This window comes from Nonomuraea sediminis (assembly GCF_018531495.1).
GTDB lineage: Bacteria > Actinomycetota > Actinomycetes > Streptosporangiales > Streptosporangiaceae > Nonomuraea > Nonomuraea sediminis.
This window is the reverse complement of the sequence record NZ_JAHDTI010000011.1, coordinates 178,194-202,041: the sequence shown is the minus strand read 5'-3', so window position 1 is coordinate 202,041 and position 23,848 is coordinate 178,194. Positions and strand designations below refer to the sequence as shown.

The following is a 23,848-nucleotide window of genomic DNA, read 5'->3' as shown; positions in this document are numbered from 1 at the left end:
CGATCCCGTGCCCACCCCGCTCTACCTGGCCGCGACCGTGGCCGTCAGCGCCGGCGTCACCTGGGGACTGCGTGCCCTGCCCTTCGCGGTGCTGGCCCCGCTGCGCCGTTCGGAGGTCCTGGGCTACCTCGCCCGCCACATGCCCACCGGCATCATGCTGATCCTCGCCCTGTACACCCTGCGCGACTTCCGCCCCGCCGCGCTGCCGGCCATGGCGCCCACCGTCCTGGCCCTGGCGGCCGCGATCGGGCTGCACCTGAAGACCCGCAACGCCGTGATCAGCGTGCTCGGCGCGACCGCCCTGCACGTGGTGCTGTCGACCGTCTGGCAGGCCTGAGACTCTTTATACGCGCCGAATATACTCTCAGAGTATAGTCCCCTTTCATGAGCGTTCCCCTTGCGCTGCTCGGCCTGCTCGAACGGGAGCCGAGTCACGGCTACGACCTGAAGCGCGACTACGACACCTTCCTCGGTGGAGGCAAGTCCCTGCCCTTCGGGCAGGTGTACTCCACGCTCGCCCGCCTGGCCAGGGACGGCAAGGTCACCGCCGGGCAGAGCGAGCCGGGCGACGGCCCCGACCGCAAGCGCTATGCCATCACCCCGATGGGCACGAGCGAGGTCGAGGCGTGGCTGGCCGAGCCCGTCGCGGCCGAGCCGTACCTGCAGACCGTGCTGTTCACCAAGGTCGTGCTGGCGCTGATGCTGGGCCGCGACGCGGCCGGCTACCTGGACGCCCAGCGCGCGGCGCACCTGCGCCGCATGCGGGAGCTGACCGACGTCAAGCGCGAGGGCGTGCTGATCGAGGTGCTCCTCGCCGACCACGCCCTGTTCCGGCTGGAGGCCGACCTGCGGTGGATCGACGTCACCCAGAGCCGGCTCGGGGCGCTGGCGGCGGCGGTGCGCGACCGATGATCGTCAACGCACTGCTGCGGGCCGAGGGGATCAGCCGCTCCTTCGGCAGCACGCCCGCGCTGCGGGAGGCCAGCCTGTCGGTGACGGCGGGTGAGGTGCTTGCCGTCATGGGGCCGAGCGGCTCGGGCAAGTCGACGCTGCTGCACTGCCTGGCCGGGATCTTCACCCCCGACGGCGGCCAGGTGTGGTTCGACGACCGGCGGCTCGACACGCTGGACGACGGCCGCCGCAGCGAGCTGCGGCGCACCGCGTTCGGTTTCGTCTTCCAGTTCGGCCAGCTGGTGCCCGAGCTGACGGTGGCCGACAACGTGGCCCTTCCGCTGCTGCTCGGCCGTACCAAGCGCAAGGAGGCCTACGCGCGGGCCGCGTCCTGGCTGGAGCGGCTGGAGCTGGACGGGCTGGGCGGCCGCCGTACCGGGGAGCTGTCCGGCGGGCAGGCGCAGCGGGTGGCGATCGCCCGAGCGCTGGTGACGCGGCCGCGGGTCGTCTTCGCCGACGAGCCGACCGGCGCGCTCGACTCGCTCACCGGCGAGCATGTGATGGAGCTGCTGGTGACCCTGGCCCGCGACGAGGGCGCCGCCGTGATCGTGGTGACGCACGACGCCCGGGTGGCCGCCTGCGCCGACCGGGAGATCGTCGTGCGCGACGGCAGGGTGACCGACCCGTACGCCGGCGGGACCGTCCGATGATCCTGCTGGGGCTGCGGCTGTCGCTGCGCAGCGGCAGGGAGACGGCGGCCAGGATGGCGCTGATCGTGGCCGGGGTGGCGACCGGCGTCGCGGTGCTGCTGGCGACGCTGTCGCTGTTCAACGCCTTCCAGTCCGCCGTCGGCCGTCCCTGCTGGGAGTGCACGCGGGGCACGGCGCCCAGCGGCTGGGCGCTGGACCCCAGCGCCGACGGCGCGCTGTGGAACCTCCGCGAGGACTACTACGCGGGCCGGACGATCAAGCGGCTTGACGCGGCCGCGCTCGGCGACCGGGCGCCGGTCATCCCCGGCCTGTCCCGCATGCCGGGCCCGGGCCAGTACTACGTCTCCCCCGCGCTGGCCAGGCTGCTCGACTCGGCGCCGCGCGAGCAGCTCGCCGACCGCTTCCCAGGGACGCGGGCGGGCCTGATCGGCCAGGCCGCGCTGTCCGGGCCGGACGAGCTGGTCGTCGTGGTCGGGCGGACACCGCAGCAGGTCGCCGCCATGATCGGCACCCGGCAGGTCGACACGGTCGCCACCGAGCCCGCGGTCGACGAGAGCGCGGACGTCTACCGGTTCGGCTTCGGCATCGCCGCGATCGGGCTGATCGTCCCGCTGCTGGTGCTGGTGGGCACCGCCACCCGGCTGGCCGCCGCCCGCCGCGAGACGCGCTTCGCCGCGATCAGGCTGGTCGGCGCCACCTCCCGGCAGGTCAACGTGCTGGCCGCGGTGGACGCCGCGCTCGGCGCGCTGCTCGGCGCCCTGGTGGGCGTCGCCGTCTTCCAGCCGGTACGGCCGGCCGTCGCCGGGATCCGGATCACCGGCGCGCGCTTCTTCCCCGAGACCGCCGCCCCGAGCCCGTGGCAGTACGCGGCCGTGCTCGCAGGCGTCCCGCTCGTGGCCGCCTGCGCCGCCCTGTGGTCGCTGCGCCGGGTACGGATCTCGCCGCTCGGCGTGGCCAGGAAGGCGGTCCCGGCGCCGCCGAGGGCGTGGCGGGTGATCCCGCTCCTGGCGGGGCTCGGGCTGTTCGCGGGCCCGGCGTTCAAGAACGGCAAGCCGGAGGCCCTGTGGGCCGACGTGGCTATCGCGCTCATCATGGTGGGGCTGGTGCTGGCGGGGCCGTGGCTGACGATGCTGGCCGCGCGCGTGACCGCCCGGCTGACCCGCGGCGCGGCGACGCTGCTGGCGGCGCAGCGCCTGGCGGCCGACCCGAAGGCCGCCTTCAGGTCGGTGAGCGGGCTGGTGCTCGCGGTGTTCATCGGGACGACGATCGCGGCGCTCGTCCCCGCGGTGGTCGCCGGGCAGCAGGTGGTGGCCGGGGGCGCGCTCAACAACGTGCTGGGCGCCACGCTCTCCCGTCCGGGAATCCCCGGCCTGTCGCCGCGGGCGGGATCGGACCTGCTCGCCCGGCTGCGCGCCTACCCGGGCGTGGACGTGCTGCCGATCTATGCCAGAGCGGACCTGGAGGGCCTCCGCCCGTCGCCCGACGGGCCGCCGCCCGCGACCTCCGTCGTCGAATGCCAGAGCCTGGCCCGCTTCCCCGTGCTCGGCCGGTGCCCCGCGGGCGCGCGGGCCGTGCTGGGCCGCTTCGACCGCCTCGTCGGCGCCGACAACCCCCTCACCATCGACAAGCTCATACCGCTGGCGGGACCCGACAGCCAGTCCGCCTCCGACACCGGGCTCGACCTGATGGCCGTCATGATCCGCACCGGCGACACGGCGACGCTGGAGCGGCTGCGCACCCTGCTGTCCGGCTACACGGCCGGGGCGCCGATGACCTTCGCCGAGGTCGCCCAGGTCAGGGCGGACCTGTACACCCGGGCGGAGAACGTCGCGCTGGCCATGGTCGCGCTCACCCTGGTCGCCGGCGCCTGCAGCCTCGTCGTGGCGGTCGGCGGCGGGCTGGTGGAGCGCAGGCAGCCGTTCACCCTGCTGCGCCTGGCGGGCACGCCCACGCGAACCCTGGCCGCGGTGGTGCTGCTGGAGTCGGCGCTGCCGCTCGTGCTGGCCGCCGTGCTCGCCGCCGGCGCCGGCTTCGCGGTGGCCGAGCCGGTCATCGGCCAGCTCGCGATGAAGGGCGCCTCCCTGGCGATGCCGGGGCCGGTCTACTTCGCGGCAGTCGGCGGCGGCCTGGCCGCCTCCCTGCTGGTGATCCTCACGGCTCTGCCGCTGCTCAGGCGCATGACCGCGCCCGACAACGCGCGTTTCGAATAGGAGTGGCGATGAAGCTGATCGTGATCGTGCTGACCCTGGTGGCCGCCGTCGTCGTGGGCGTGCGCACCGGCGGGCCTGCCCTGGCGGACGACGGCCGCTACTCCGCCCAGATCCGCCGCACCGAGTACGGCCTGCCGCACGTGTCGGCCAAGGACTACGGCGGGCTCGGATTCGGCTACGGGTACGCCTTCGCGCAGGACAACCTGTGCGTGCTGGCCTCGTGGGTGGTGACGCTGCGAGGCGAGCGTTCCAGGTACTTCGGCCCGCAGGCGCGGTCCGACGACCCGGTCCGCCCGGTGGCGAACCTGGTCAGCGACGTCTACTACAAGAGCGTCGACGACTCGGGCGTCGTGCGGCGGCTGCTGGCCCAGCCGCCGCCGCTGGGCCCGAGCGACGAACTGCGCCGCCTCGTCGACGGCTACGCCGCCGGGTACAACCGCTACCTGGAGGAGACCGGGGCGACGAACCTGCCTGATCCCACCTGCCGGGGCAAGGCGTGGGTCGGCCCGATCACCGCCACCGACGTCTGGAACAACCTGCTCGACCTCGACCGCATGGTCAGCAGCTCCCAGTTCAAGGAGCAGATCGTCGGCGAAGCCGCCCCCGAGGGGCCGCAGCGCAAGCCGTCCGCGGGCAGCAACGCCTGGGCGCTCGGCCGCCAGGCCGGCCGCGACGGCCACGGCATGCTGCTGGCCGACCCGCACTTCCCGTGGAACGGGATCCGCCGCTTCTACCAGGTGCAGCTCACCATTCCCGGCGTGCTCGACGTCTCCGGCGCCAGCCTGTACGGCACGCCGGTCGTCCAGATCGGCCACAACGCGGACGTGGCCTGGACCCATACCGTGTCCCACGCCCAGCGTTTCAGCCTCTACCGGCTCCAGCTCGTGGCGGGTGACCGTACCAGCTATCTGGTGGACGGCCACGCGGAGCCGATGGGCCGTCAGGAGGTGCAGGTCACCCTGCAGGACGGCACCGTCGCCGGGCACACGCTGTTCACCTCGCGCTACGGGCCGGTGCTCGCGGCGGGGCACACCGGTGAGGTCGCCTACGCGCTGGCCGACGCCAACGCGGCCAACCTGCGCGCGGCCGACGAGTGGCTGGCGATCGCCAGGGCGCGGAACCTCACCGAGCTGCGCGCGGCGCAGGCCGCCCATCAGGGCATGCCGTTCGTGCACACGCTGGCCACCGACGCCGGCGGGACCGCCTACTTCGCCGACACCTCGATGGTCCCGCACGTGACCGACGACCAGGCGGAGCGCTGCGCCGAGCCCTCCCCGCTCCCGGGACTGGAGGAGTACGTCCTGGACGGGTCGACCTCGGCGTGCCTGTGGGGCAGGGATCGTGACGCCGTCGTGCCCGGGGTCTTCGGTCCTGCGGCCCAGCCGAGGCTGACCCGCGCCGACTACGTGGCCAACTCCAACAACACCGCCTGGATGACGAACCCGTCGGCGCCGCTGACCGGCTACCCGCGCGTGTGGGGCAAGCCGCGCACCGAGCTGGAGCCGCGACCCCGCGTCAGCCTGGACATGATCGCCAGGCGGCTGTCAGGCACCGACGGGCTCGGCGATCCCGGTTTCACGCTGGAGACGCTGCAGGCCACCGTGCGGGCCAAGCGCAACCTCACCTTCGAGCTGATGCGCCGCGACCTGCTGAAGCTGTGCCGTACCGATGAGCTGACCACGTCCGACGGCAAGCAGGTGGACGTGCGCGAGGCCTGCCGGACGCTGGGGAGCTGGGACGGGCGCGCCACCCTGGACGGCCAGGGCGCCATCCTCTGGCGCGAGTTCTTCACCGGGCTGGAGCGTCCCACGAGGCCGGGAGATCCCGTCTTCAGCCCTTGGCGCGTGCCGTTCGACCCCGCGCACCCGCTGACCACCCCTCGGGGGCTCAAGCACGACGATCCGGTCGTACGGCAGGCCCTTGCCGATGCCGTGCTCCGCTTCCAGACCAACCGGATCCCGCCGACCCTCACCCCTGGCCAGGCGCAACGCTACCAGTCGATCCCGATTCCCGGCTGCACCGAGGGGGAGGGCTGCTTCGACAGGGTGCGCATGCGCGGGCCGCTCGGCGCCGACGGGCGCTATCCGGAGGTGGACACGGGTTCCAGCTTCATGATGGCCGTCGAGCTCACCCCCGCGGGTCCCCGGACGCGCACCGTCCTCACCTATTCGCTGTCCGCCAACCCCGCCTCGCCGCACCACACCGACCAGACGTCGCTGTTCTCCCGCGGCCAGTGGGTCACCGAACGGTTCACGCCCGCCGAGATCGCCGCCGACCCCCACGTGAGCGTCACCGAGGTGCACGGGTGAGGAAGTCGAGCAGGATCTGGCGGCTGGTCTGCGAGGTGATGCTGCCGTAGGCGTCGTCGAAGGCGTGTTCCGCGAACGGCAGGACCTCGAGCGTGGTGTCGACGCCGCGGGCGCGCAGCGCGCCGGCGAGAGCCCTGATCGTCGAGGGGCGGACGCCGCGGTCGCGGTCACCCACGACGAGCAGCGTCGGTTGCAGGCCGGGCCCGACCTGCGTGCTGACGGACACCTCGCGGTAGCGCTCGGGGAAGCGCCGCGGCGTCCCGCCGGTGAACATCTCCGCGGCTTCGCGGCTGCGGTCCAGGTCGGCCTGCCACATCTGGACGACGTCGGTGCCGGGGTAGAAGCCGACCACGGACGCCGGGGGCTCAGGGGTGGGTCCGTCGGCGGCTCGCAGGGTGCCGTTCTTCAGGCGGTAGGCGGTGTTCATGGCGAGCGTGCCGCCGGCGGACATGCCTCCCAGGGAGATCCGCGAGGCGTCCAGGCCGTACGCTCCGGCGTGGTCCCGCACCCAGCGCAGCGCGGAGACCAGGTCCTGTGGCGCCTTGTCCCAGGTGTGCCGTTCGGGGGTGGCCAGGCGGTAGTCGACGGCGAAGACGGCGACGCCGTGGTCGGCCAGCCAGCGGCCCGTCCCCCGCAGGTCGCTCTTGTCGAAGGTGTGGAAGCCGCCGGCGTGCGCGAGCACGACGGCGGGCGCCTTCCCTGCCGGGTTCCTGGGCAGGTACACGTCCGCCTTCAACGTCTCGCCGCCGTGGATCGCGTAGGTCTGTGTGGTGTCCGGCACGGTGTCCGGATAGGCGAGCTCGCTGAAGACCTCGCCGAGGGTCAGGCTCGCCCCGGCCTCGCGCGCGGCGGCGACCTGGACGCCGCAGATGACCAGCGCGGCCACGGCCGACAGCGCCGTGATCGCGGCCAGTGCCCGGCCCCAGCGAACCAGGCCGCCGCGCAGGACCGGCACCGACAGGGCGAGTCCGGCCAGCGCGAGGAGCGCCAGGTGCACGGGGAACTGGCCGCCGAGCACCGGGCCGATCACCCCCACCTTCGGGATCGCCGGCAGGTAAGCGCCCAGCATGATCGCCGCGGTCAGGAAGGCCAGCGCGGACGCGAGCAGGGCCACGATGACGAGCGCGGTTCTCTTGACCCAGTGCATGGGTTCTCCTGTGAGCTGGAAGGGACGCGAACGCCTCGACCTTCGCGCCGCCACCCGGTGTCACGCGTCCCCGGGCAGAGCCAACTTCCGGCGTAGCTCCCCCGGGGGACGCCTGCCGACGCCGCGGCCCCCTACCTTCGTGGTGAACGAGGGGGAGCCGCCATGTCCGACAATGACCACGTGTCCGAGCCGTTCCCGCGGAGCCTGCGGGCAGACCTGCTCACCGTGCGGCCGAACCCGATGCCCCCGATGGCCTGGCCCCGCGCCCTTCGGTGGCTTCCGCACGTCCTGGTCGTACTCGGCGCCGCGGCCCTGTCGGCCACCGGGGACGACGACGACGCCAGGGTCCTGGCCGCCGCGCACGCGGCCGCCATCGTGGTGGCGCTGCGCCGGCCCGCCCTGGCGTGGTGGCTCTCGCTGGGATTCGTCGTGGGCATCGCCGCCAGCCATCCGCCGACGCCCGACAACCAGCTGTGGGCATGGCTCGTGCACGCCAGTGTGATCTTCCTGCTCACGCTGCGGGTACGGCCGGCCTCGGCAGCCGTGGCCGCGGGCGTGAGCGCGCTCGTCGCCGTGGCGCTGAAGCTGGCGGGCTGCCCCGTCGGGTCCTGGCAGCTCGTCCTCGGCGCCGTCGCGTCCTTCGCCGTGGCGCTGCTCCTCGGCGCGGTAGGCCGGGGCCGTCGCGAGGACCGGGCCCGCCTCACCGCGCAGATCGCGGCCACGGCGCAGGAGCGGGCCCGCCGTACCGTCCTGGAGGAACGTACGCGCATCGCCCGCGAGCTGCACGACGTGGTCGCCCACCACATGTCGGTCATCTCCATCAAGGCCGAGGCCGCGCCCTACCGCGTCCAGGACCCGCCCGCGGAGCTGGTCGCCGAGTTCGCCGCGATCCGGGCCGGGGCCGTGCAGGGGCTGAACGAGCTCCGGCATCTGCTGGGCGTGCTGCGTTCGGACGCCTCCGGCGACGGCCCGGCCACGGCGCCGCAGCCATCGCTGGCCCAGCTCGACGCGCTGCTGGCGAACGTGCGCGCCGCCGGGCTGACGGTCACCGCCCGCGTCGACGGCACGCCCAGGCCGCTGTCTCCCGGGGTGGAGCTGTCGGCGTACCGGATCGTCCAGGAGGCGCTGAGCAACGTGCTGCGCCACGCGCCCGGGGCCGCGGCCGAGGTCGGCATCGCCTACCGTGGAGCCGCGCTGCGGCTGCGCGTGGCCAACGGGCCTGCGGCACGGACCGCCCGGCCGTCGCCCGGCTCCGGGCACGGCGTCACCGGCATGCGGGAACGCGCCGCCATGCTGGGCGGTGAGCTGGCCGCCGGCCGTACCCCCGACGGCGGCTACGAGATCAGCGCGGTGCTGCCCGCACCGGCCACGGAAGAGGACACCAGCCCATGACGATCCGCGTGATAGTCGCCGACGACCAGGCCATGATCCGGGAAGCCTTCTCGGTCCTGCTCGGCGCGCAGCCCGGCATCGAGGTCGTGGCCACCGCCGTGGACGGCGCCGACGCCGTGTCCCGCGTCGAGGAGCTCGCGCCCGACGTGATCGTGATGGACATCCGGATGCCGGTGCTCAACGGCATCGAGGCCACCCGGCGCATCGCCGGACGCCCTGATTCGGACACCAAGATCCTCGTGCTGACCACCTTCGACCTCGACGAATACGTCTACGAGGCGCTCCGGGCGGGAGCCAGCGGCTTCCTGCTCAAGGACGCCTCCGCCGAGCAGCTCGCCGAGGCCGTCCGCGTGGTCGCCCGCGGCCAGGCGCTCCTGTCACCGGACATCACCAAGCGGCTCATCACCGAGTTCGCCCGGCTCGGCACCACCGCCAGGCCGCCGACCGGCGTGAGCATCGACGCGCTCACCGGCCGGGAGACCGAGGTGCTCGCCCTGGTCGCCCAGGGCCTGTCCAACGCCGAGATCGCCGCGACACTGGTCGTGGCCGAGGAGACCGTCAAGACGCACGTCGGCCGGATCCTGCACAAGCTGCACCTGCGCGACCGCACGCAGGCCGCCGTCTTCGCCTACGAGTCAGGCCTGGTCAGACCCGGTACTCCGCCGCGCTGACCTGGCTCGTGCGCACGGCGACGCCCGCCGCGACGAGGAGCACCGCCACGAAGAGCGGGCCTCTCGGGACCATGGCCAGGTTGTGCAGCAGTCCCGCGATGACGGTGAACTGGGCTGCGGCCAGCCGTACCCATGGGGCGCCGGGTGTTTGCGCGGCCATCAGAAGCAGCACGAGCAGAGCGGGAACGTAGGCGGGGATCTGCTGGTAGTCTGAACCGGTCTGCGTCAGGTAGACGCCCAAGATGTCCACGACGACGAGCAGCGTGGCGGCAGCGCCGAGCGCGAGCGGCAGCCGTGTCTCACCCGCCCGCAGGCGTTGGATCGTACGCGTCAGGAACAGCGCGAGGAACAGCGCGGCGGTCACGAACACCCACAGCCAGCCGGGCTTCTCGCCGGGGTCGTCGATCAGGTCGTGATGGTTCTGGAGATCGACGAAGATCGCCAGGAGCGCGAGTAACGCGCCGGCCAGCCCGATCGCTTTCCAGCGACGCCCCTGTTGGGCCAGGGCCGTCTCCACGAGCACGACCGCCAGGATCAGCGCGCAGGCCACGACCGTGATCGCCAGGTTCCCGATCGGCAGGTTCAGCTCGAAGCTCCGCAGGACTCCCCCGTCGCGGAAATAGGTGGCGAACACCCCCAGGTGGACCGCTGCCAGGCCGGCCGACGCCCCGAGGCTCGCCGCACGCCAGGCGCCTTCCCGCAACAGCCCGACCGCCAGCGAGGCCGCGAACAGGGACCACATCCAGACCGCGGAGTCGCCCGCGACCGGCAACCCCATGCCGGATATCTCGATGGGGCCGATCAGCAACAGCAGCCCTGAGAGCACCGCCAACGCCCGCAGGGTTCGCTTGCCTTGCCCAGGCACTGCCGCCGGGACCTTGGGCGTGCTCGCCGCCGTGGGCTCCGCGGCCGGGCTCGCACCCGAGCGTTCCGCCGCCTGAACGGGCTCCGGGCTCGAGCCGGTGGTGATGGGCGCGTCGGCAGCGGTGTCCGCCTGCTCGCCGCCTGTCGTCACGGCATGGGCGGCTACTTCGGGCACGACGGGGGCAGCAGGTGCGGGCGGAGCCGATGGGGTCCCTGAGGACGGCGGCTGGGTGGGCCGCTCAAGTGCCTTGGCGGCCGCGGCCGACACGCTGCGGCTGTCGTCGCGGGTCAGCTCCTCCAGGGCGAGCCGCGCCGCCAGCGCCAGCCCGGCATGCCTGCTGCGCCGCAACCGGTCGAGTTCCCCGACCGCCCCTGACCTGATCTTGGGTAGCGGGTGGTCGATCGCCTCCTGCAGCTCAGGGGGCAGCGGCGCGGGCCGGTCCACGGGTCTGCTCCGGCGCGCGATGACCAGGTCGCCCTGCACGTCGTACGTCCATTTGCCCGGCGTCTGGTGGGGCGTGGTGGCCCGCACCCTTTCGTAGACGTAGTCGTACAGCTCGTGAATGCCCACGTAGCCGTCCTGGTCGCGGTCGGCCTCCCCCGTCCCGAGCCCCTCCACCAGGGCGCTGGTGAACACCGAGGGGGATGACTCCCGGCTGTCGGCCAGGTCGGGCCCGTCGAAGGCGTACTCCATGGCGTTGGACGCGGTGATCACGACGCGGCCGCGCCCGCCGAACTGCTCCTCGACGTGGACGTCCACTCCGGCCCTGGGGAGCGCGCCGCGGGCGAAGGCGCCCGCGTAGCAGCAGTCGAGCAGCAACACGATCCGGCGGCTCCGGCTACGGCTCATCCGCCGGTTGACGAACTCGGCCGACACGGCCGTCGCGCCGAGCCGGTTGAGCTTGGTGGTGGGGGTGGCGAAGTACAGCTCGCCGCTGTCGTCCTTGACCCCGTGCCCGGAGAAGTGCAGCAGGAGCAGGTCGTCGGGATCGCGGTCGGCGAAGAACTCCTCCACCGCCTCGTTGACGACGGGGGTGGGCTCGTTGACCATCGTCCGTACGGCGAAGCCACCGATGGCCGGGTCGCCGAGCACCCTGGCCAGGGCCTCGGCATCGAGCGCGGGCGCGCGCAGCCGTCTGAGCCCGGGATCCTGGTACTGGTCGCCGGCCACGATCAGCGCGGTCCGCCTGCCCGCCGGCGGCGTCGGCGTGCTCTGCCGCCGCCGCAGCCACACCTCGGTCAGGCGGCGCTGCTCACCGGCGTCGACGCCGGTCAGCTCGAGCACGTCCCCCTCGATCTCGAGCTTGACCGCCCGGCTCCTGTTGCGGGTGAGCCAGGCGGTGACGGCCTCCACGATGGCCGCCAGCAACTCGGTGCCGGCGAGCGCGATCACCAGCCCGCCGACGGTGAACGAAAGGACGGCCCTCGAACCCTCGGGCCCGTGGCCCGCGTCGGACGGTGTCACCAGCACATCGAGCTGCAGCAACTCATCGCGCAGCCGGGCCGTGACCTCGTCCAGCTCCTGCGCGTCGGCGGAGTCGTCCATCACTCGCAGGTGTAACGGAACTGTCTCACTCACCGTGACCGCCTCAAGACAGACCTGGATGGAGTCGACCGCATTCTAAGCACCGGTGCGTCCTGGTGCCATACGACGATCAGGTGGTGCGCAGGAGGGAGACCAGGTCGTCCCAGCGGGACATGAGCAGGCCGAGGGCGGCGCCGAAGACGGCGACGACCGCGGCGAGCGGCGGGTCGAGGGGGCCGCCGGCGAAGGAGGCGGCCAGGCCGGCGAGGGCGACCGCGATGAGGACGAGGTTGCGGGTCACGTGCTGGGCGCCGAGAGGGGTCTCCGAGGGGCCGAAGCAGCGGCAGGGGACGGCGGCGCCCCGCCGGATGACCCTGACGACGGCGAGGGTGAGGCAGGCCAGCAGCCCGGCGGCGAGGGCGAACGCCGCGGTTCCGGCCCAGCGGACGGGGACCGCGGCGAGCACGACGATGGAGGCCTCGGCGACGGCGGTCGCGACCGCGGCCGCCGCGGCCCGGGAGGGGGCCACCACGGACATCGCGTGGATCGACTGGACGAAGGCGCCCCAGGCCTTGCGGCCGGAGATCTTGCCCGCCAGGGCGAGGGCGAAGACCGTCAGCAGGAGCAGTCGGCTCGCCATGTCGACGTACGGCACGGCCGCTATCTACCCACACCCCGACGAATCCGGCAAGATCCCCGAATTGCCCGCGTGATCTCGTTACGCTCGACGGGTCCACAGAGCAAAGGTGGTGGACCGTCGTGCTGATCCGGTTGCTCGGCCCGGTGGAGGTGGAGCGCTCGGGCCAGGCCCACCCCGTGCGGCCGCCGCAGGTCGCGCTTGCCCTCGCCGCGCTGGCCTGGGACGTCGGCCGGGTCGTGCCGGTCGAGTCGCTGCTGGCCCGCGTCTGGGGTGAGCAGGTTCCGCAGGGCGCACGGCGCACCCTGTACACGGTCATCACGCGGATCCGCCGTGACGTGCTGGCGGACGACGGCGCCGTCGTGGGGCGCGTCGGTGGCTACCTGCTCGACGTGGACGAGTCCGCCGTGGACGTGCTGCTGTTCCGTCGCCTGGCCGAGCAGGCGCCGGCCGTACAGGATCCCGCGCCGCCGCTGACGGAGGCGCTGGCGCTGTGGCGGGGCGATCCGCTGACGGGGCTGCCGGGCGAGTGGGCCGAGCGGGCCCGGCAGCGCCTGCGCGACGAGCGCAAGGAGACGCTGCTGCGCTGGGCCCGTACGGTGACCGGCCGCGACGCCGCGGCGGCGGTGGCGGCGCTGTCGCCGCTGGCCGAGGAGTACCCGCTGGACGAGCTGGTGGCCGCCGCGCTGATCGAGGCGCTGCACGCGTGGGGGCGGACCGCCGAGGCGCTGGCGCACTTCGCCCGCGTGCGCGGGACGCTGGCCGAGGAGCTGGGCGTCGAGCCGGGCACCTCGTTGCAGCGCGTCCATCGGACGCTGCTGCGCTCCGGCGACGCGACCGAGGCCTTACGCCTGGTTCCCGCCCAGCTGCCGCTGGGTCTGCGGCACTTCGTCGGGCGAACCCCTGAGCTCGACAGGCTGGCCGCGATCGGGACGGCGACCGGCGCGGTCTGCGCGATCTCCGGGCCGCCCGGGGTGGGCAAGTCGTCGCTGGCGCTGCACTGGGCTCACCTGCACCGCGATCGCTTCCCCGACGGGCAGCTGCACGCCGAGCTCGGCTCGGTCGACGCGTCGGTGGTCCTGCCCCGCTTCCTCGGCGCGCTCGGGGTCCCCGAGGCCCAGGTGCCGGAGGGCGTGGACGCGCAGATCGGGCTCTACCGCAGCGTGCTGGCCTGCCGCCGAGTCCTCGTGATGCTCGACGACGCCCGCGACGCCGCCCAGGTCCGCCCGCTGCTGGCCGCCGCGCCGGGCTGCCTGACGCTGGTCACCAGCCGTTCCGAACTGTCGGGGCTGGCGGTCACGGCGGGCGCGCACCTGGTGCGGCTCGACGTGCTGCCCGACGACGACGCCCGCCGCCTGCTGACGGCGTGGCTCGGCGAGTCGCGTCCCGCGGCGGAACCGCAGGCCACCGCGCGGATCATCGGGCGGTGCGGTCGGCTGCCGCTCGCGCTGGCGATCGTGGCGGCGCAACTGGCGCAGCACGCCCGCCTGCCGCTGGCCGAGGTCGCCGCCGACCTGGAGCGGGCCGGGGCGGATCTGGGGCCGTTCGCCGGTGGCGACCCCGCGATCGACCTGCGCGGGGTGTTCGGGCGGTCCTACCGTGACCTGCCCGCGCCCGCGGCCCTGCTGTTCCGCCGCCTCGGCCTGCACCCGGGCCCGCACGTGCCCCTGCCGGCCGCGGCGAGCCTGGCCGCCGCGCCGCTCGACCGCGCGCGGGAGCTGTCCGCGCACCTCGCCCGCGCCAACCTGGTCGAGCTGCGCCCGCCCGGCCGCCTGCACCTGCACGACTTGCTGCGCGTGTACGCCGCGGAGCAGGCCCGCGCCGCCGACAGCAGGCCGGTACGGCGGGCCGCGACGCGCCGGCTGCTGGACTACTACCTGCACTCGGCCTGCGCCGCGAACGCCATCTGCTACCCGCACCGCGACAACCTGGACCTGGAGCCGCCGGCCCGCGGCACTGCGGTCGAGCGCTTCGCCGGGCAGGAGCAGGCCCTGCGCTGGTACGCCGACGAGTCACCGGCGCTCCCCGCGTTGCTGGCCGAGGCGACCGCGGCCGGTTTCGACCGGCACGCCTGGCAGCTGGCGTGGGCGTTCGCGGAGTTCATGCAGCGCCGCGGCCGCTGGGAGGAGATCGTGCGCGTCCACGAGGTGGCGCTGGAGGCGGCGGCACGGCTCGGCGACCGGCTGGCTCGCGCCCGCTGCCACAACAGCGTCGCCCGCGCCCACGCCAGGCTCGGCCGCGACCGCGAGGCGGTCGAGCACTTCCGGCACGCGATCGAGCTGCACGGGGACCTCGGCGAGCCGATGCTGGAGGCGCACGTCCACCTCGGGCTGACCGTGACGCTGTCGCCACCGGGTGAGGCGCTGGTGCACGCGCTGCGCGCGCTTGAGCTGTTCCGCCAGGCCGGCGACGCGGTCGGTGAGGCGCGGGCGTTGAACAACGCCGGCTGGCTGCGCGCCCAGCTCGGCGACTACGACGCGGCGCTGTCCGACTGCCGCCGGGCCCAGCAGATCCTGGCCGACCTCGGATACGCCCAGGGCGAGGGCCACGCCTGGGACAGCGTGGCGCACGTGCTCGAACTCAAGGGCGACCTCGCGGGCGCGGTGGCGTGCTTCGAGCGGGCGGCGGAGCTGCTGCACGGCTGCGACGACCTGCACGCGGCCGCGGAGACGCTGGTCCGCCTGGGCGAGACGCACCTGCGCGCCGGTGACGTCGCCGCCGCGCGCCAGGCGTGGAAGCAGGCGGTGGAGTACTACGAAGCCGTGGGCGACGCGCGGGCGGACGAGGTCCGCGAACGCGTCGCCGCGGCCCGTTAAGAAATCATTGAGAAACCGATCACACCTCTGCCGCAGGCTGCGACGTGCACCGGGCGGGCGCGGGCCCGCCGGGACGACCGAAAGGAAAGGTTCGATGCGCGTCGTGACCAGAATGGCCGACCGGCTCCTCGAGCTGATCGCGCCGCACACCGTGGCCAGGGCGACCGACTGCGACTGGCAGTGCTGCGGCTATGGCTACGCGAAGTACTGCTGCTACTACCCCAACGGCCACGTCTCGTGCGGCTCCTGCCAGAAGTACTGGCGCTGCTGATCGCGTTCCTGACCGCTGCCCGGGCCCGGGCAGCGGTCACCTTTCTCCCCGGAGGTGTGTTGTGGCCTACTTGATCGCCATCGTGGTCCTCGTCGGCGTCCTGTGCCTGCTCGACCTGGTGCTGACCCTGGGCGTGGTCCGGCGGCTAAAAGAGCACACGAAGCTGGTGGACGCCCTCTACGAGATCGTCGGCACGATGGGCGCTCCTGCCGGTCCCGCCGTTGGCGAGGTCGTCGGCGAGTTCGACGCCGCGACCGTGGACGGGACCCGGGTGACCCGCGACCAGCTGCCCGACCAGGCGGTGGTCGCGTTCTTGTCGCCCGATTGCCGGGGGTGCCGTGAGCAGCTTCCCGCGTTCACCGCCTGGGCAGCCGACCAGGACCGGCCGCGGGTGTTCGTGGTGGTCGACAGCCAGTCGGCGGACACCGCGGAGCTGGTCGCGACGCTGGCGCCGGTCGCGCAGGTGATCGCAGGCGAGGCGGGCGAGCCCGTCGGCAAGGCGTTCGGCGTGCAGACATTCCCCACCTTCTTCCAGGTGGCCGCGGGCGGCAAACTGCTCGCGATGGCACCCGAGATCTCCCGGCTGGCGGCCGGGGCGCCGGCGTGAACGAGCGCCGACCGGAAGGGCTGGCGCGATGCGCGGTCCGTGCCGCCGCGCTGGTGTGGCGGTCGGCGCCGCTCCACGTGCTCGGCTACCTGGCCGTCACCCTGGTGGGCGCCGCCACCCCGATCGCCGTGGCCTGGCTGACCAGAGCCGTCCTGGACGGGATAGCCCAGCGCCAGACCGGCGCACTGCTGGCGCTGGCGGTGACGATCGCGGTGGTGACCACGGCGGCCGCGGCCGCCTCGCATGCCGGGCAGTACCTGCGCGCCGAGGTGGACCGCCGCGCGGCGCTACGCGGCAAGGACGAACTGTTCGCCGCACTCTCCCGCTTCACCGGCCTTTCCCGCTTCGAAAGCCCGGCCTTCCTGGACCGGCTGCGCCTGGCCCAGCAGAGCGCGAGCAACCCCGGCAGACTGGTCGACACCGCGCTGTCAGCGGCCCGCAGCATCGTGACCGTCGCCGGGTTCGTCGCCTCCCTAGCCCTGGTCAACGCCGCGTTCACCGCCCTGGTCGTGCTGTCGGCGCTGCCCGCACTGCTGATCGAACTGCGGCTGTCGCGGCAGCGGGCCGCGATGCTGTGGCGGATCGGCCCGGCCGAACGGCGCGAGATGTTCTACGCCAACCTGATGTCCACCGCCGACGCCGCCAAGGAGATCCGCCTGTTCGACCTCGGCGCGTTCCTGCGGCTGCGGATGCTGGCCGAACTGCGCACCGCCAACACCGCCCGCCGCCGGCTGGACCGGCGCGAACTGCTCATCCAGGCAAGCCTGGCCGGCTCCTCGGCCATCGTGGCCGGCGGCGGCCTGGTCTGGGCGATCGCGGCCGCCGGGCAGGGCCGGCTCAGCGTCGGCGACGTGGCGATGTTCGTGGCCGCCATCGCCGGTGTCCAGGCCGCGCTGACCGGCACGGTGTCGGCCGGGGTGATGGCCTATGAGCACCTGCTGACCTTCCACCACCACCTCACCATCGTCGACGACGAGCCCGACCTGCCCGCGCCGGACCACCCTCGGGCGCTGCCGCCGCTGCGGCGCGGCATCGAGCTGCGCGACGTCTGGTTCCGCTACGGCGACGACCATCCGTGGATCCTGCGCGGCGTGGACCTGTTCATCGCGCACGGGCAGACCGTCGCGCTGGTCGGGCGTAACGGCGCCGGCAAGAGCACGCTGGTCAAGCTGCTGTGCCGCTTCTACGACCCGACCCGCGGCGCGATCGTGTGGGACGGCGTCGACATCCGCCAGGTGCCGCCCGAGACGCTGCGCGCCCGCCTCGGCGCCGTCTTCCAGGACTTCGTGGCCTACGAGCTGACCGCGGCCGACAACATCGCGGTCGGCGACCTGCCCGCCGCCGACGACCCGGCGCGCCTGGAGCGGGCGGCGCGGGAGGCCGGCGTGCACGAGGCCGTCGCCGCCCTGCCGTACGGCTATCGCACCATGCTCAGCCGCGGCTTCGACCCCGAGGAGGAAGGCGAGTCCGGGGTGCTGCTGTCCGGCGGGCAATGGCAGCGGCTGGCGCTGGCCAGGGCGTTCCTGCGCCGCGACCGGGATCTGATGATCCTCGACGAGCCCAGCGCCGGCCTCGACCCCGAAGCCGAGTACGAGGTACACGCCCAGCTCGCCCGGCTACGGTCCGGGCGCACCAGCGTGGTCATCTCCCACCGGCTCGGCGCGGTCCGCGACGCCGACCGGATCGTGGTGCTGGCCGACGGCGTCGTCGCCGAGGCGGGCACACACGCCGCGCTGCTGGCCGAGGGCGGCACCTACGCCCAGCTGTTCACCCGGCAGGCCACCGGCTACCGCGACACCACCGAGCCGACAGCAGCCTCGCGGTGATCGGCGCCCTGATCGCGCTCGCCCTTACGGCTGTGCTCGTCGTCGGGTGGCTGCGCCGGCGCTACCTGGTGGTGACCGTGGACGGGGAGAGCATGCTGCCCACCTACCGGCCGGGCGAGCGCGTGCTCGTCCGGCGCACGCCACCCGATTCCCTGCACACCGGTCAGGTCGTCGTGCTCAGCGGATTCACCCGGCCGGGAGAGCTGCCCGTGCCGGGGCCCCGCTGGATCATCAAGCGCGTCGCCGCCGTCCCCGGCGACCCGATCCCCCGCGAGACGGTGCCCGCCCTGCGGAGTGCCCCTGGGACGCGGGTCCCGGCCGGTCGGCTGGTCGTCCTGGGTGACAATCCAGACCGCTCCCACGACTCCCGCCACGCCGGTTATCTCACGGCGGACCGCCTGTTCGGCGTGGTCCTGCGGAAGGTCGAACAGCGCCGCGTGCCTGGTCAGTGAGGCAGGGCCGCCTGGTCGAAGAGATCGGGCCTGTGCCTGCGCACCCAGTCGCCCATCGGACCGCCTTCCCACAGCGGATCGACGACGCCGAGCGGGATGCCGATCTCGTGCAGCCCCGTCTCAGGGTCGACGGGCACCCGGGTCAGGTGGGTCCACAGCCAGTGCGGGGCACCGGGCGGGATCTCGTAGTAGCCCAAGCCGACCAGGCCGACGCACTGCCTGGCCCCGGTGCGCACGGAGATCCGGTCTCCCCTGGTGACGGTGCGGGGGCTGGGCACCCGGGTCTCCACCACGCCGATGCGTTCGATGTGCCGCCAGGCGAGCTGGACGCGGCCCCCGTAGCCGTCCTTCATCTCCACGCCCTGGATGGAGAACCGCGCGGTCGTGGTCCGGGCGATCCGCCGTCGCCTGTTCAGCCGTGCTCCCGCGACGACCGCCGTGGCGGTGGCTCCCAGCGCGGACACGATCAATCCGACATGCGGGTGGCCGACCAGAACAAGGATCGCGCATAAGGGCATCGACAGCACGAGGGGCACGAGAGACCCGGCCACCGTCGCGAGAGAGAACGCATTCTTCATGCGAAACTCGTCCACGACCCGAGCCTACGCGCCGGGACGGCCGCTCACTTCGAGTCCGCGGCCTGCTTCTTGGCGCGCCATTCGGGGGCGAGGACCGACCAGACCTCCATGTCGTGGCGCTTACCCCGGTAGAAGTAGCTCTCCCTGAGCACGCCGTCCCTGGTCATGCCGAGGCGGCGGGCGACCGCGATGCTCGGCTCGTTGGCCGCCGCGGCCACCCATTCCACGCGGTGGATGCCGCGCTCCTCGATCGCCCAGTCGATGATCACGCGCGCCGCCCTGGTCACCAGGCCCTTGCCCGCGGCCGACGGTTCGAGCCAGCAGCCGGCCTCGGCGCTGCCGCGCTGGATGTCCATCGTCCTGAACAGGACGCCGCCGACCAGCTTGCCGCCGGTCCAGATGCCGCAGATCCGGCCCGTGTCGGTGGCCGCCTTGTCCGCGTACGACCGCAGGTAGGCGCGGCTCGACTCCAGGTCGGTGACGACGTCCGGCAGGCTGATGTACTGGCCGATGAACTCCCGTCCCCGGTCCATGTTGGCCAGGAACTCCTCGGCGTGCCACGGCTCGAGCGGCCGCAGCTCGGCACCGTCGTCACCCAGCGAAATCGCGAACATCATGCCCCTTCATCACGAACCTCAATCAACGCCCCATCCTGCCGTACGCCGAAGATCTGCAGATACCGGGTCACCGCGCCCTTTGCCGGTCGCGCAGGTCACGCCAGCCGATCAGGGTGATCTCCTCCTCCGCCAATGCCCGCCGTACCTCGGGGTCGGTGAAGACGCGCAGCTCCATGGCGCGCTTGGCGTGGTGCGGCATGATGTGCCGCAGCTCGTCGGTGTCCTCGAACGGGTGGATGTAGATCTCGGTCACGCCTGGACGCAGAGCACGGATCAGCTCGATCATCTCGGCCTTGAAGCTTTCGTACGTCTCCCCCTCCTTCTGGTGGAAGGACAGGGTCCAGAGCCGGTCGAGGATCACCACGCCGGCCGCGTCCGCCCTGGCGGCGGCCGCCTCCGCGAAGGGTTCGAGCTCGGGCGGCAGCCCCATGCCGTCCAGCGTGCGCGGCAGCCGGAACGGCAGGCCGTAGGCGGCGCAGACCCCGAGCGCCTCGGTGAGGAAGTCGCGGCCGGTGGCCAGGCCGTACAGGCTGCCCATGTGGTTGTCGGCGTGCGAGGGGTCCAGGCCGAGCGCGATCGCCCGGTCGAGCTGCGCGATCAGCTCGACGCGCACGTCCTCGGGGTCGGCCTGCTCCTCGACGCTCTTGCTGTCGGCGTGGAAGTAGCCGGCCGCGTCGCGCAGCGTCGTGCCCGTGGTCAGCGGGCTCCATCGGTAGCCTTCCCACTCGCTCGTCAGCGTCAGGTGCACGCCCACGTCGTAGCCGCCGCGGCTGGCGGTGGCGATCGCGTCGGGCGCCCACGGGCACGGGGTCATCACGGTGGCCGAGCTGATGGCGCCCGCTTCGAGCAGGGACGTGATGCCGGTGTTGGCAGCGCGGCACATGCCGTAGTCGTCGGCGTTGATGATCAGCTGTCTCATGGGGCGTCTTTAACCCACGAGCGGCATACCTGTAAAGAGGCGTATGTTGATCAACATAGGCTATGTTTACTAGCCATTGGTCTGTCGGACGGCACGCCTGGTTAGATGGGCGGCATGGCCACGCGACGTACCGAGATGACGCGGGAGAGCCGCAGGCTCCTGATGCAGGCCGCCGCCGAGCTCTTCGCCGAGCGGGGATACCGGCAGACGAGCTTCGCCGAGATCGCCGACAAGGCGGGCATCAGCCGCGGCTCCATCCCCTGGCATTTCGGCAACAAGCTGGGCCTGCTCGAAGCGGTCGTCGACGACCAACTCCAGGCGGTCATGGCCGGCTTCACGCTGTCCGGGGAGAAGGGCCTCGACGGGTCGCTGGACCAGGCGCTGGCCTTCATCCGCCTGCCCGCCACGCGCCTGTTCATCACGCTGCTCGCCGAGGCCGCGGAGGTGGACTCCCCGATCCGCGAGCACTACGCGCGGCTGCACGCCACGCTCCGCCTGGGGGTACGGGCCTCGATCTCGGAGGCGGCGCTCCCCCCGGGGACCACGCCGGAGTCGGTCGCGGTCCTGCTGGTGGGAGCCGTCATCGGCGTACACGCCCAGTGGCGGGTCGCACCCGAAGCCGTGGACCTCGACGCCGTCCACGCCACGGCCCACGCCCTGACGACGACACTGCTCGGAAAGCCCTGACGCGTGCGCTCACCAGGCCTTGGCGAGTTCGACGAGGCGGTCTCTGACCAGCGTGACGTGCGGCAGGGGGCGGGTGCCCGCCCGCTGGACCACGAAGGCGGTGTTGATCGGCGGGTCGTCGGGCTCGAGCAGCGCCACCAGGGCACCCGAGGCCAGCTCGGCCGCGCACAGGTAGCGCGGCAGGACGGTGATGCCCACGCCCGCCACCACCGCGGCCATGACCCCGCGCAGGTCGGGGATGACCACGGCGGGCGGCTCCGTCAGCCGGACACCGAAGACATGGCGCCAGTAGCGGCGCAGGATCGGCAGGTCCTCGGCGAAGCTGACCAGCGGCGCCGCGCGCAGCACCGCCTGGTCGCCGCCGAGCGCGGCCCACGAGGGAGCGGCCACCAGCACGAACTCCTCGTCCATGACGGGCTCGGCGAGCAGGGCCCTGCCGCGGGGCCGGATCGACGACAGCACCAGGTCGAACCGCCCGGCGCGCAGGCCCTCGAGCAGTTCCTCGGCCAGCCCGACGCTGACGCGCAGCCGTACGCCCTGCGCCGTCAGCGGGGCCAGCGCCGGCATGACCAGCGTCGCGAGCGCGTCCGCGGGGCCGGCGAGGTGGACGGGCGGCTGCGGCGCGGGCACGCCGGCGTCGCGGCCCAGTACGCCGTCCAGCGCGTCGAGCGGGCCGGCCACCTCGGCCGCCAGGGCGTCCGCCACGGCCGTGGGGGCGACGCCGCGCGGCAGCCGTTCGAACAGCTGCCGGCCGAGCTGCTCTTCGAGGGCCCGGATCTGGGTGGTCACCGTCGGCTGCGACAGCCGCACGAGCTGGGCGGCCGCGGTGAACGAACCGGTCCGGTGCACCGCGAGGAACGTCCGCAGCAGGTCCAGCGAGCCATTGGCATTCTTATCGGCCACACCGCAAGGGTATCGATCGACCCATAGAAATACCTATGTCAGGTAACGGCCCGCCTATTGGACGCCCGGGGTGAGGGCTTCCTACGTTGACGGTGACATCCTGATCTGGGGGGAAACACATGTCGAAGATCCTTTTTGTGGTGACCGGCGCCGACCACTGGACGCTCAAGGACGGCACCAAGCATCCGACCGGCTTCTGGGCCGAGGAGTTCGCCACGCCCTACGAAGCGTTCACCAAGGACGGCCATGAGGTCGTCGTCGCCACGCCAGGCGGCGTCCAGCCGGTGCCCGACCAGGCCAGCCTCACGCCCGAGATCCACCTGCCCGAGATCACACCGATCCGGCTCGAGGACGTACGACCGGCCGACTACGACGCCGTCTTCTATCCCGGCGGCCACGGCCCGATGGAGGACCTGGCCGTCAACGCCGATTCGGGCAGGCTCATCGCCGACACGCTCGCCTCCGGCAAGCCGCTCGGCGTGGTGTGCCACGGCCCGGCCGCGCTGCTGGCCACGCCCCAGGGCACCGTCGCCGGCTACGAGCTGACCGGCTTCACCAACGCCGAGGAACGCATCGGCGGCCTGGCGGACCGGGCCAAGTGGCTGCTGCAGGACCGCCTGGAGGACCTCGGCGCGGACTTCCAGGAGGGAGAGCCGTGGGCGCCGCACGTGGTGGTCGACCGCAACCTGGTCACCGGCCAGAACCCGGCCTCCTCAGGACCGCTGGCCGCCGAGCTGCTCGAGATGCTCGACTGAAGGAGGACTGCCATGCCCGTCTCCAGCCGTGAGTGGCGCCTGATCGCGCGTCCCGTCGGCGAGCCGACGCCCGCCGACTTCGAACTGGCCCAGGTCCAGGTGCCCGATCCGGGCCCAGGGCAGGTGCTCGTCCGCAACACGTGGCTGTCCGTCGACCCCTACATGCGGGGCCGGATGAACGACGTCCCCTCGTACGTGCCGCCGTTCGTCCTCGGCGAGGCGATGACCGGCGGGGCCGTGGGCGAGGTCGTCGCCTCCGAGGCGTCCGAGGTGCCCGTCGGCACGACCGTCCAGCACTTCCAGGGATGGCGCGAGTACGCCCTGGTCGACGCGGACGCCGTCCAGCCCGTCGACACCGGCCTCGCGCCCGCCGAGGCCTTCCTCGGCGTGCTCGGCGGCACCGGGCTGACCGCCTACGCCGGCCTGGTGGAGGTCGCCCCGGTCGAGGACGGCGACGTGGTCTTCGTCTCCGGCGCGGGCGGCGCGGTCGGCTCCATCGCCGGCCAGATCGCCAGGCACCTGGGCGCCAGCAGGGTCATCGGCTCCGCCGGCGGCCCGGAGAAGGTGCGGCGGCTGCTCGACGACTTCGGCTACGACGCCGCCATCGACTACCGCCAGGGCGACCTGCCCGGCCAGCTGGCCGCGGCCGCTCCCGACGGAGTCGACGTGTACTTCGACAACGTCGGCGGCGATCACCTGCAGGCCGCGATCGGCCAGATGAAGCGGTTCGGCCGGATCGCCCTGTGCGGCGCCATCTCCGGCTACAACACCACCTCGCCGCCGCCGGGGCCGGACAACCTGCCGCTGGCCATCGGCAAGCGCCTGACCCTGCGCGGCTTCATCGTCGGCGACCACGTCCACCTGGCTCCCGAGTACATCCAGCAGGCCTCCCGATGGCTGCGGGACGGCGGGCTGCACGCCGAGGAGACCGTGGTCAAGGGCATCGAGCACGCCGTGGACGCCTTCCTGTCGATGATGCGCGGCGCCAACACCGGAAAGATGCTCGTCCAGGTCTAGCGTCGTTGATCACCGCCTGTTCGCACCAGGCCCCGAGGTGTGTG

General features: G+C 73.1%; 22 protein-coding genes. 15 read left to right on the top strand and 7 right to left on the bottom strand.

The window, feature by feature from the left end; genetic code table 11:
- The first annotated feature begins 7 nt into the window (after positions 1–7).
- From KIK09_RS38455 to KIK09_RS38435, 5 genes are read left to right on the top strand one after another with little or no spacing between them, the layout of a single operon-like run.
- Positions 8–337 carry a branched-chain amino acid transporter permease gene (locus KIK09_RS38455; protein ID WP_214324401.1) on the top strand — a complete coding sequence of 110 codons (330 nt, stop codon included), beginning with the start codon at positions 8–10 and terminating at the stop codon, positions 335–337.
- Positions 338–384: 47 nt separating this feature from the next.
- Complete coding sequence (locus KIK09_RS38450; RefSeq protein WP_214324400.1) at positions 385–912, top strand: PadR family transcriptional regulator; 528 nt, start codon at positions 385–387, stop codon at positions 910–912.
- On the top strand, positions 909–1,601 hold the full coding sequence (locus KIK09_RS38445) for an ABC transporter ATP-binding protein (protein WP_214324399.1): 693 nt from the start codon (positions 909–911) through the stop codon (positions 1,599–1,601). The genes KIK09_RS38450 and KIK09_RS38445 overlap by 4 nt, the downstream gene beginning before the upstream one ends.
- Positions 1,598–3,811, top strand: coding sequence for an FtsX-like permease family protein (locus KIK09_RS38440; protein ID WP_214324398.1), 2,214 nt, complete (start codon positions 1,598–1,600; stop codon positions 3,809–3,811). The genes KIK09_RS38445 and KIK09_RS38440 overlap by 4 nt, the downstream gene beginning before the upstream one ends.
- An 8-nt stretch (positions 3,812–3,819) precedes the next feature.
- A complete protein-coding gene (locus tag KIK09_RS38435; protein WP_214324397.1) occupies positions 3,820–6,120 on the top strand; it encodes a penicillin acylase family protein in 2,301 nt (766 codons plus the stop codon).
- Here KIK09_RS38435 and KIK09_RS38430 read toward each other — a convergent pair.
- On the bottom strand, positions 6,101–7,267 hold the full coding sequence (locus KIK09_RS38430; protein ID WP_214324396.1) for an alpha/beta hydrolase: 1,167 nt from the start codon (positions 7,265–7,267) through the stop codon (positions 6,101–6,103). The two genes, KIK09_RS38435 and KIK09_RS38430, sit on opposite strands and share 20 nt — an antisense overlap.
- A 162-nt stretch (positions 7,268–7,429) precedes the next feature.
- On the opposite strand from KIK09_RS38430, the gene KIK09_RS38425 reads away from it, so the two are divergent.
- Complete coding sequence (locus KIK09_RS38425) at positions 7,430–8,659, top strand: sensor histidine kinase (protein ID WP_214324395.1); 1,230 nt, start codon at positions 7,430–7,432, stop codon at positions 8,657–8,659.
- Positions 8,656–9,330 carry a response regulator gene (locus KIK09_RS38420; RefSeq protein ID WP_214324394.1) on the top strand — a complete coding sequence of 225 codons (675 nt, stop codon included), beginning with the start codon at positions 8,656–8,658 and terminating at the stop codon, positions 9,328–9,330. The genes KIK09_RS38425 and KIK09_RS38420 overlap by 4 nt, the downstream gene beginning before the upstream one ends.
- On the opposite strand, the gene KIK09_RS38415 is transcribed toward KIK09_RS38420, so the two are convergent.
- Positions 9,305–11,740, bottom strand: coding sequence for a caspase, EACC1-associated type (locus KIK09_RS38415; RefSeq protein ID WP_214324393.1), 2,436 nt, complete (start codon positions 11,738–11,740; stop codon positions 9,305–9,307). The two genes, KIK09_RS38420 and KIK09_RS38415, sit on opposite strands and share 26 nt — an antisense overlap.
- 109 nt (positions 11,741–11,849) lie before the next feature.
- Positions 11,850–12,374 carry a MauE/DoxX family redox-associated membrane protein gene (locus KIK09_RS38410; RefSeq protein WP_214324392.1) on the bottom strand — a complete coding sequence of 175 codons (525 nt, stop codon included), beginning with the start codon at positions 12,372–12,374 and terminating at the stop codon, positions 11,850–11,852.
- 104 nt (positions 12,375–12,478) lie between these two features.
- Here KIK09_RS38410 and KIK09_RS38405 point away from each other — a divergent pair, with 104 nt between their 5' ends.
- From KIK09_RS38405 to KIK09_RS38385, 5 genes are all read left to right on the top strand, one after another.
- A complete protein-coding gene (locus KIK09_RS38405) occupies positions 12,479–15,172 on the top strand; it encodes an ATP-binding protein (protein ID WP_214324391.1) in 2,694 nt (897 codons plus the stop codon).
- A gap of 103 nt (positions 15,173–15,275) precedes the next feature.
- Positions 15,276–15,443 (top strand): hypothetical protein, encoded by a 168-nt coding sequence (locus tag KIK09_RS38400; protein WP_214324390.1) that lies wholly within the window; start codon positions 15,276–15,278, stop codon positions 15,441–15,443.
- 61 nt (positions 15,444–15,504) lie between these two features.
- Positions 15,505–16,050, top strand: a complete 546-nt coding sequence (locus tag KIK09_RS38395) for a thioredoxin domain-containing protein (RefSeq protein ID WP_214324389.1) — start codon at positions 15,505–15,507, stop codon at positions 16,048–16,050.
- Positions 16,047–17,876: an ABC transporter ATP-binding protein gene (locus tag KIK09_RS38390; RefSeq protein WP_214324388.1), complete on the top strand. Its 1,830-nt coding sequence runs from the start codon at positions 16,047–16,049 to the stop codon at positions 17,874–17,876. The genes KIK09_RS38395 and KIK09_RS38390 overlap by 4 nt, the downstream gene beginning before the upstream one ends.
- Complete coding sequence (locus tag KIK09_RS38385) at positions 17,873–18,328, top strand: S26 family signal peptidase (RefSeq protein WP_214324387.1); 456 nt, start codon at positions 17,873–17,875, stop codon at positions 18,326–18,328. Before KIK09_RS38390 ends, KIK09_RS38385 begins: the two co-directional genes overlap by 4 nt.
- Here the strand turns inward: KIK09_RS38385 and KIK09_RS38380 are convergent.
- From KIK09_RS38380 to KIK09_RS38370, 3 genes are all read right to left on the bottom strand, one after another.
- Positions 18,322–18,921 carry a hypothetical protein gene (locus tag KIK09_RS38380; RefSeq protein WP_214324386.1) on the bottom strand — a complete coding sequence of 200 codons (600 nt, stop codon included), beginning with the start codon at positions 18,919–18,921 and terminating at the stop codon, positions 18,322–18,324. The two genes, KIK09_RS38385 and KIK09_RS38380, sit on opposite strands and share 7 nt — an antisense overlap.
- Positions 18,922–18,950: 29 nt before the next feature.
- Entirely contained in the window at positions 18,951–19,520 is a 570-nt protein-coding gene (locus KIK09_RS38375) for a GNAT family N-acetyltransferase (RefSeq protein WP_214324686.1), read from the bottom strand.
- Between the two features lie 70 nt (positions 19,521–19,590).
- Positions 19,591–20,442, bottom strand: a complete 852-nt coding sequence (locus tag KIK09_RS38370; RefSeq protein ID WP_214324385.1) for a polysaccharide deacetylase family protein — start codon at positions 20,440–20,442, stop codon at positions 19,591–19,593.
- A 114-nt stretch (positions 20,443–20,556) separates the two neighbouring features.
- Here KIK09_RS38370 and KIK09_RS38365 point away from each other — a divergent pair, with 114 nt between their 5' ends.
- On the top strand, positions 20,557–21,129 hold the full coding sequence (locus KIK09_RS38365) for a TetR/AcrR family transcriptional regulator (protein WP_214324384.1): 573 nt from the start codon (positions 20,557–20,559) through the stop codon (positions 21,127–21,129).
- A 9-nt stretch (positions 21,130–21,138) separates the two neighbouring features.
- Here KIK09_RS38365 and KIK09_RS38360 read toward each other — a convergent pair whose 3' ends face one another.
- Positions 21,139–22,032 carry a LysR family transcriptional regulator gene (locus tag KIK09_RS38360; RefSeq protein WP_214324383.1) on the bottom strand — a complete coding sequence of 298 codons (894 nt, stop codon included), beginning with the start codon at positions 22,030–22,032 and terminating at the stop codon, positions 21,139–21,141.
- Between the two features lie 119 nt (positions 22,033–22,151).
- Here KIK09_RS38360 and KIK09_RS38355 point away from each other — a divergent pair, with 119 nt between their 5' ends.
- Both KIK09_RS38355 and KIK09_RS38350 read left to right on the top strand, forming a co-directional pair.
- The gene (locus KIK09_RS38355) at positions 22,152–22,787 is read left to right on the top strand and encodes a type 1 glutamine amidotransferase domain-containing protein (RefSeq protein ID WP_214324382.1); all 636 of its coding nucleotides are present in this window, start codon (positions 22,152–22,154) and stop codon (positions 22,785–22,787) included.
- A 12-nt stretch (positions 22,788–22,799) separates the two neighbouring features.
- Positions 22,800–23,804 (top strand): NADP-dependent oxidoreductase, encoded by a 1,005-nt coding sequence (locus KIK09_RS38350; RefSeq protein ID WP_214324381.1) that lies wholly within the window; start codon positions 22,800–22,802, stop codon positions 23,802–23,804.
- The last annotated feature ends 44 nt before the right edge of the window (positions 23,805–23,848 follow it).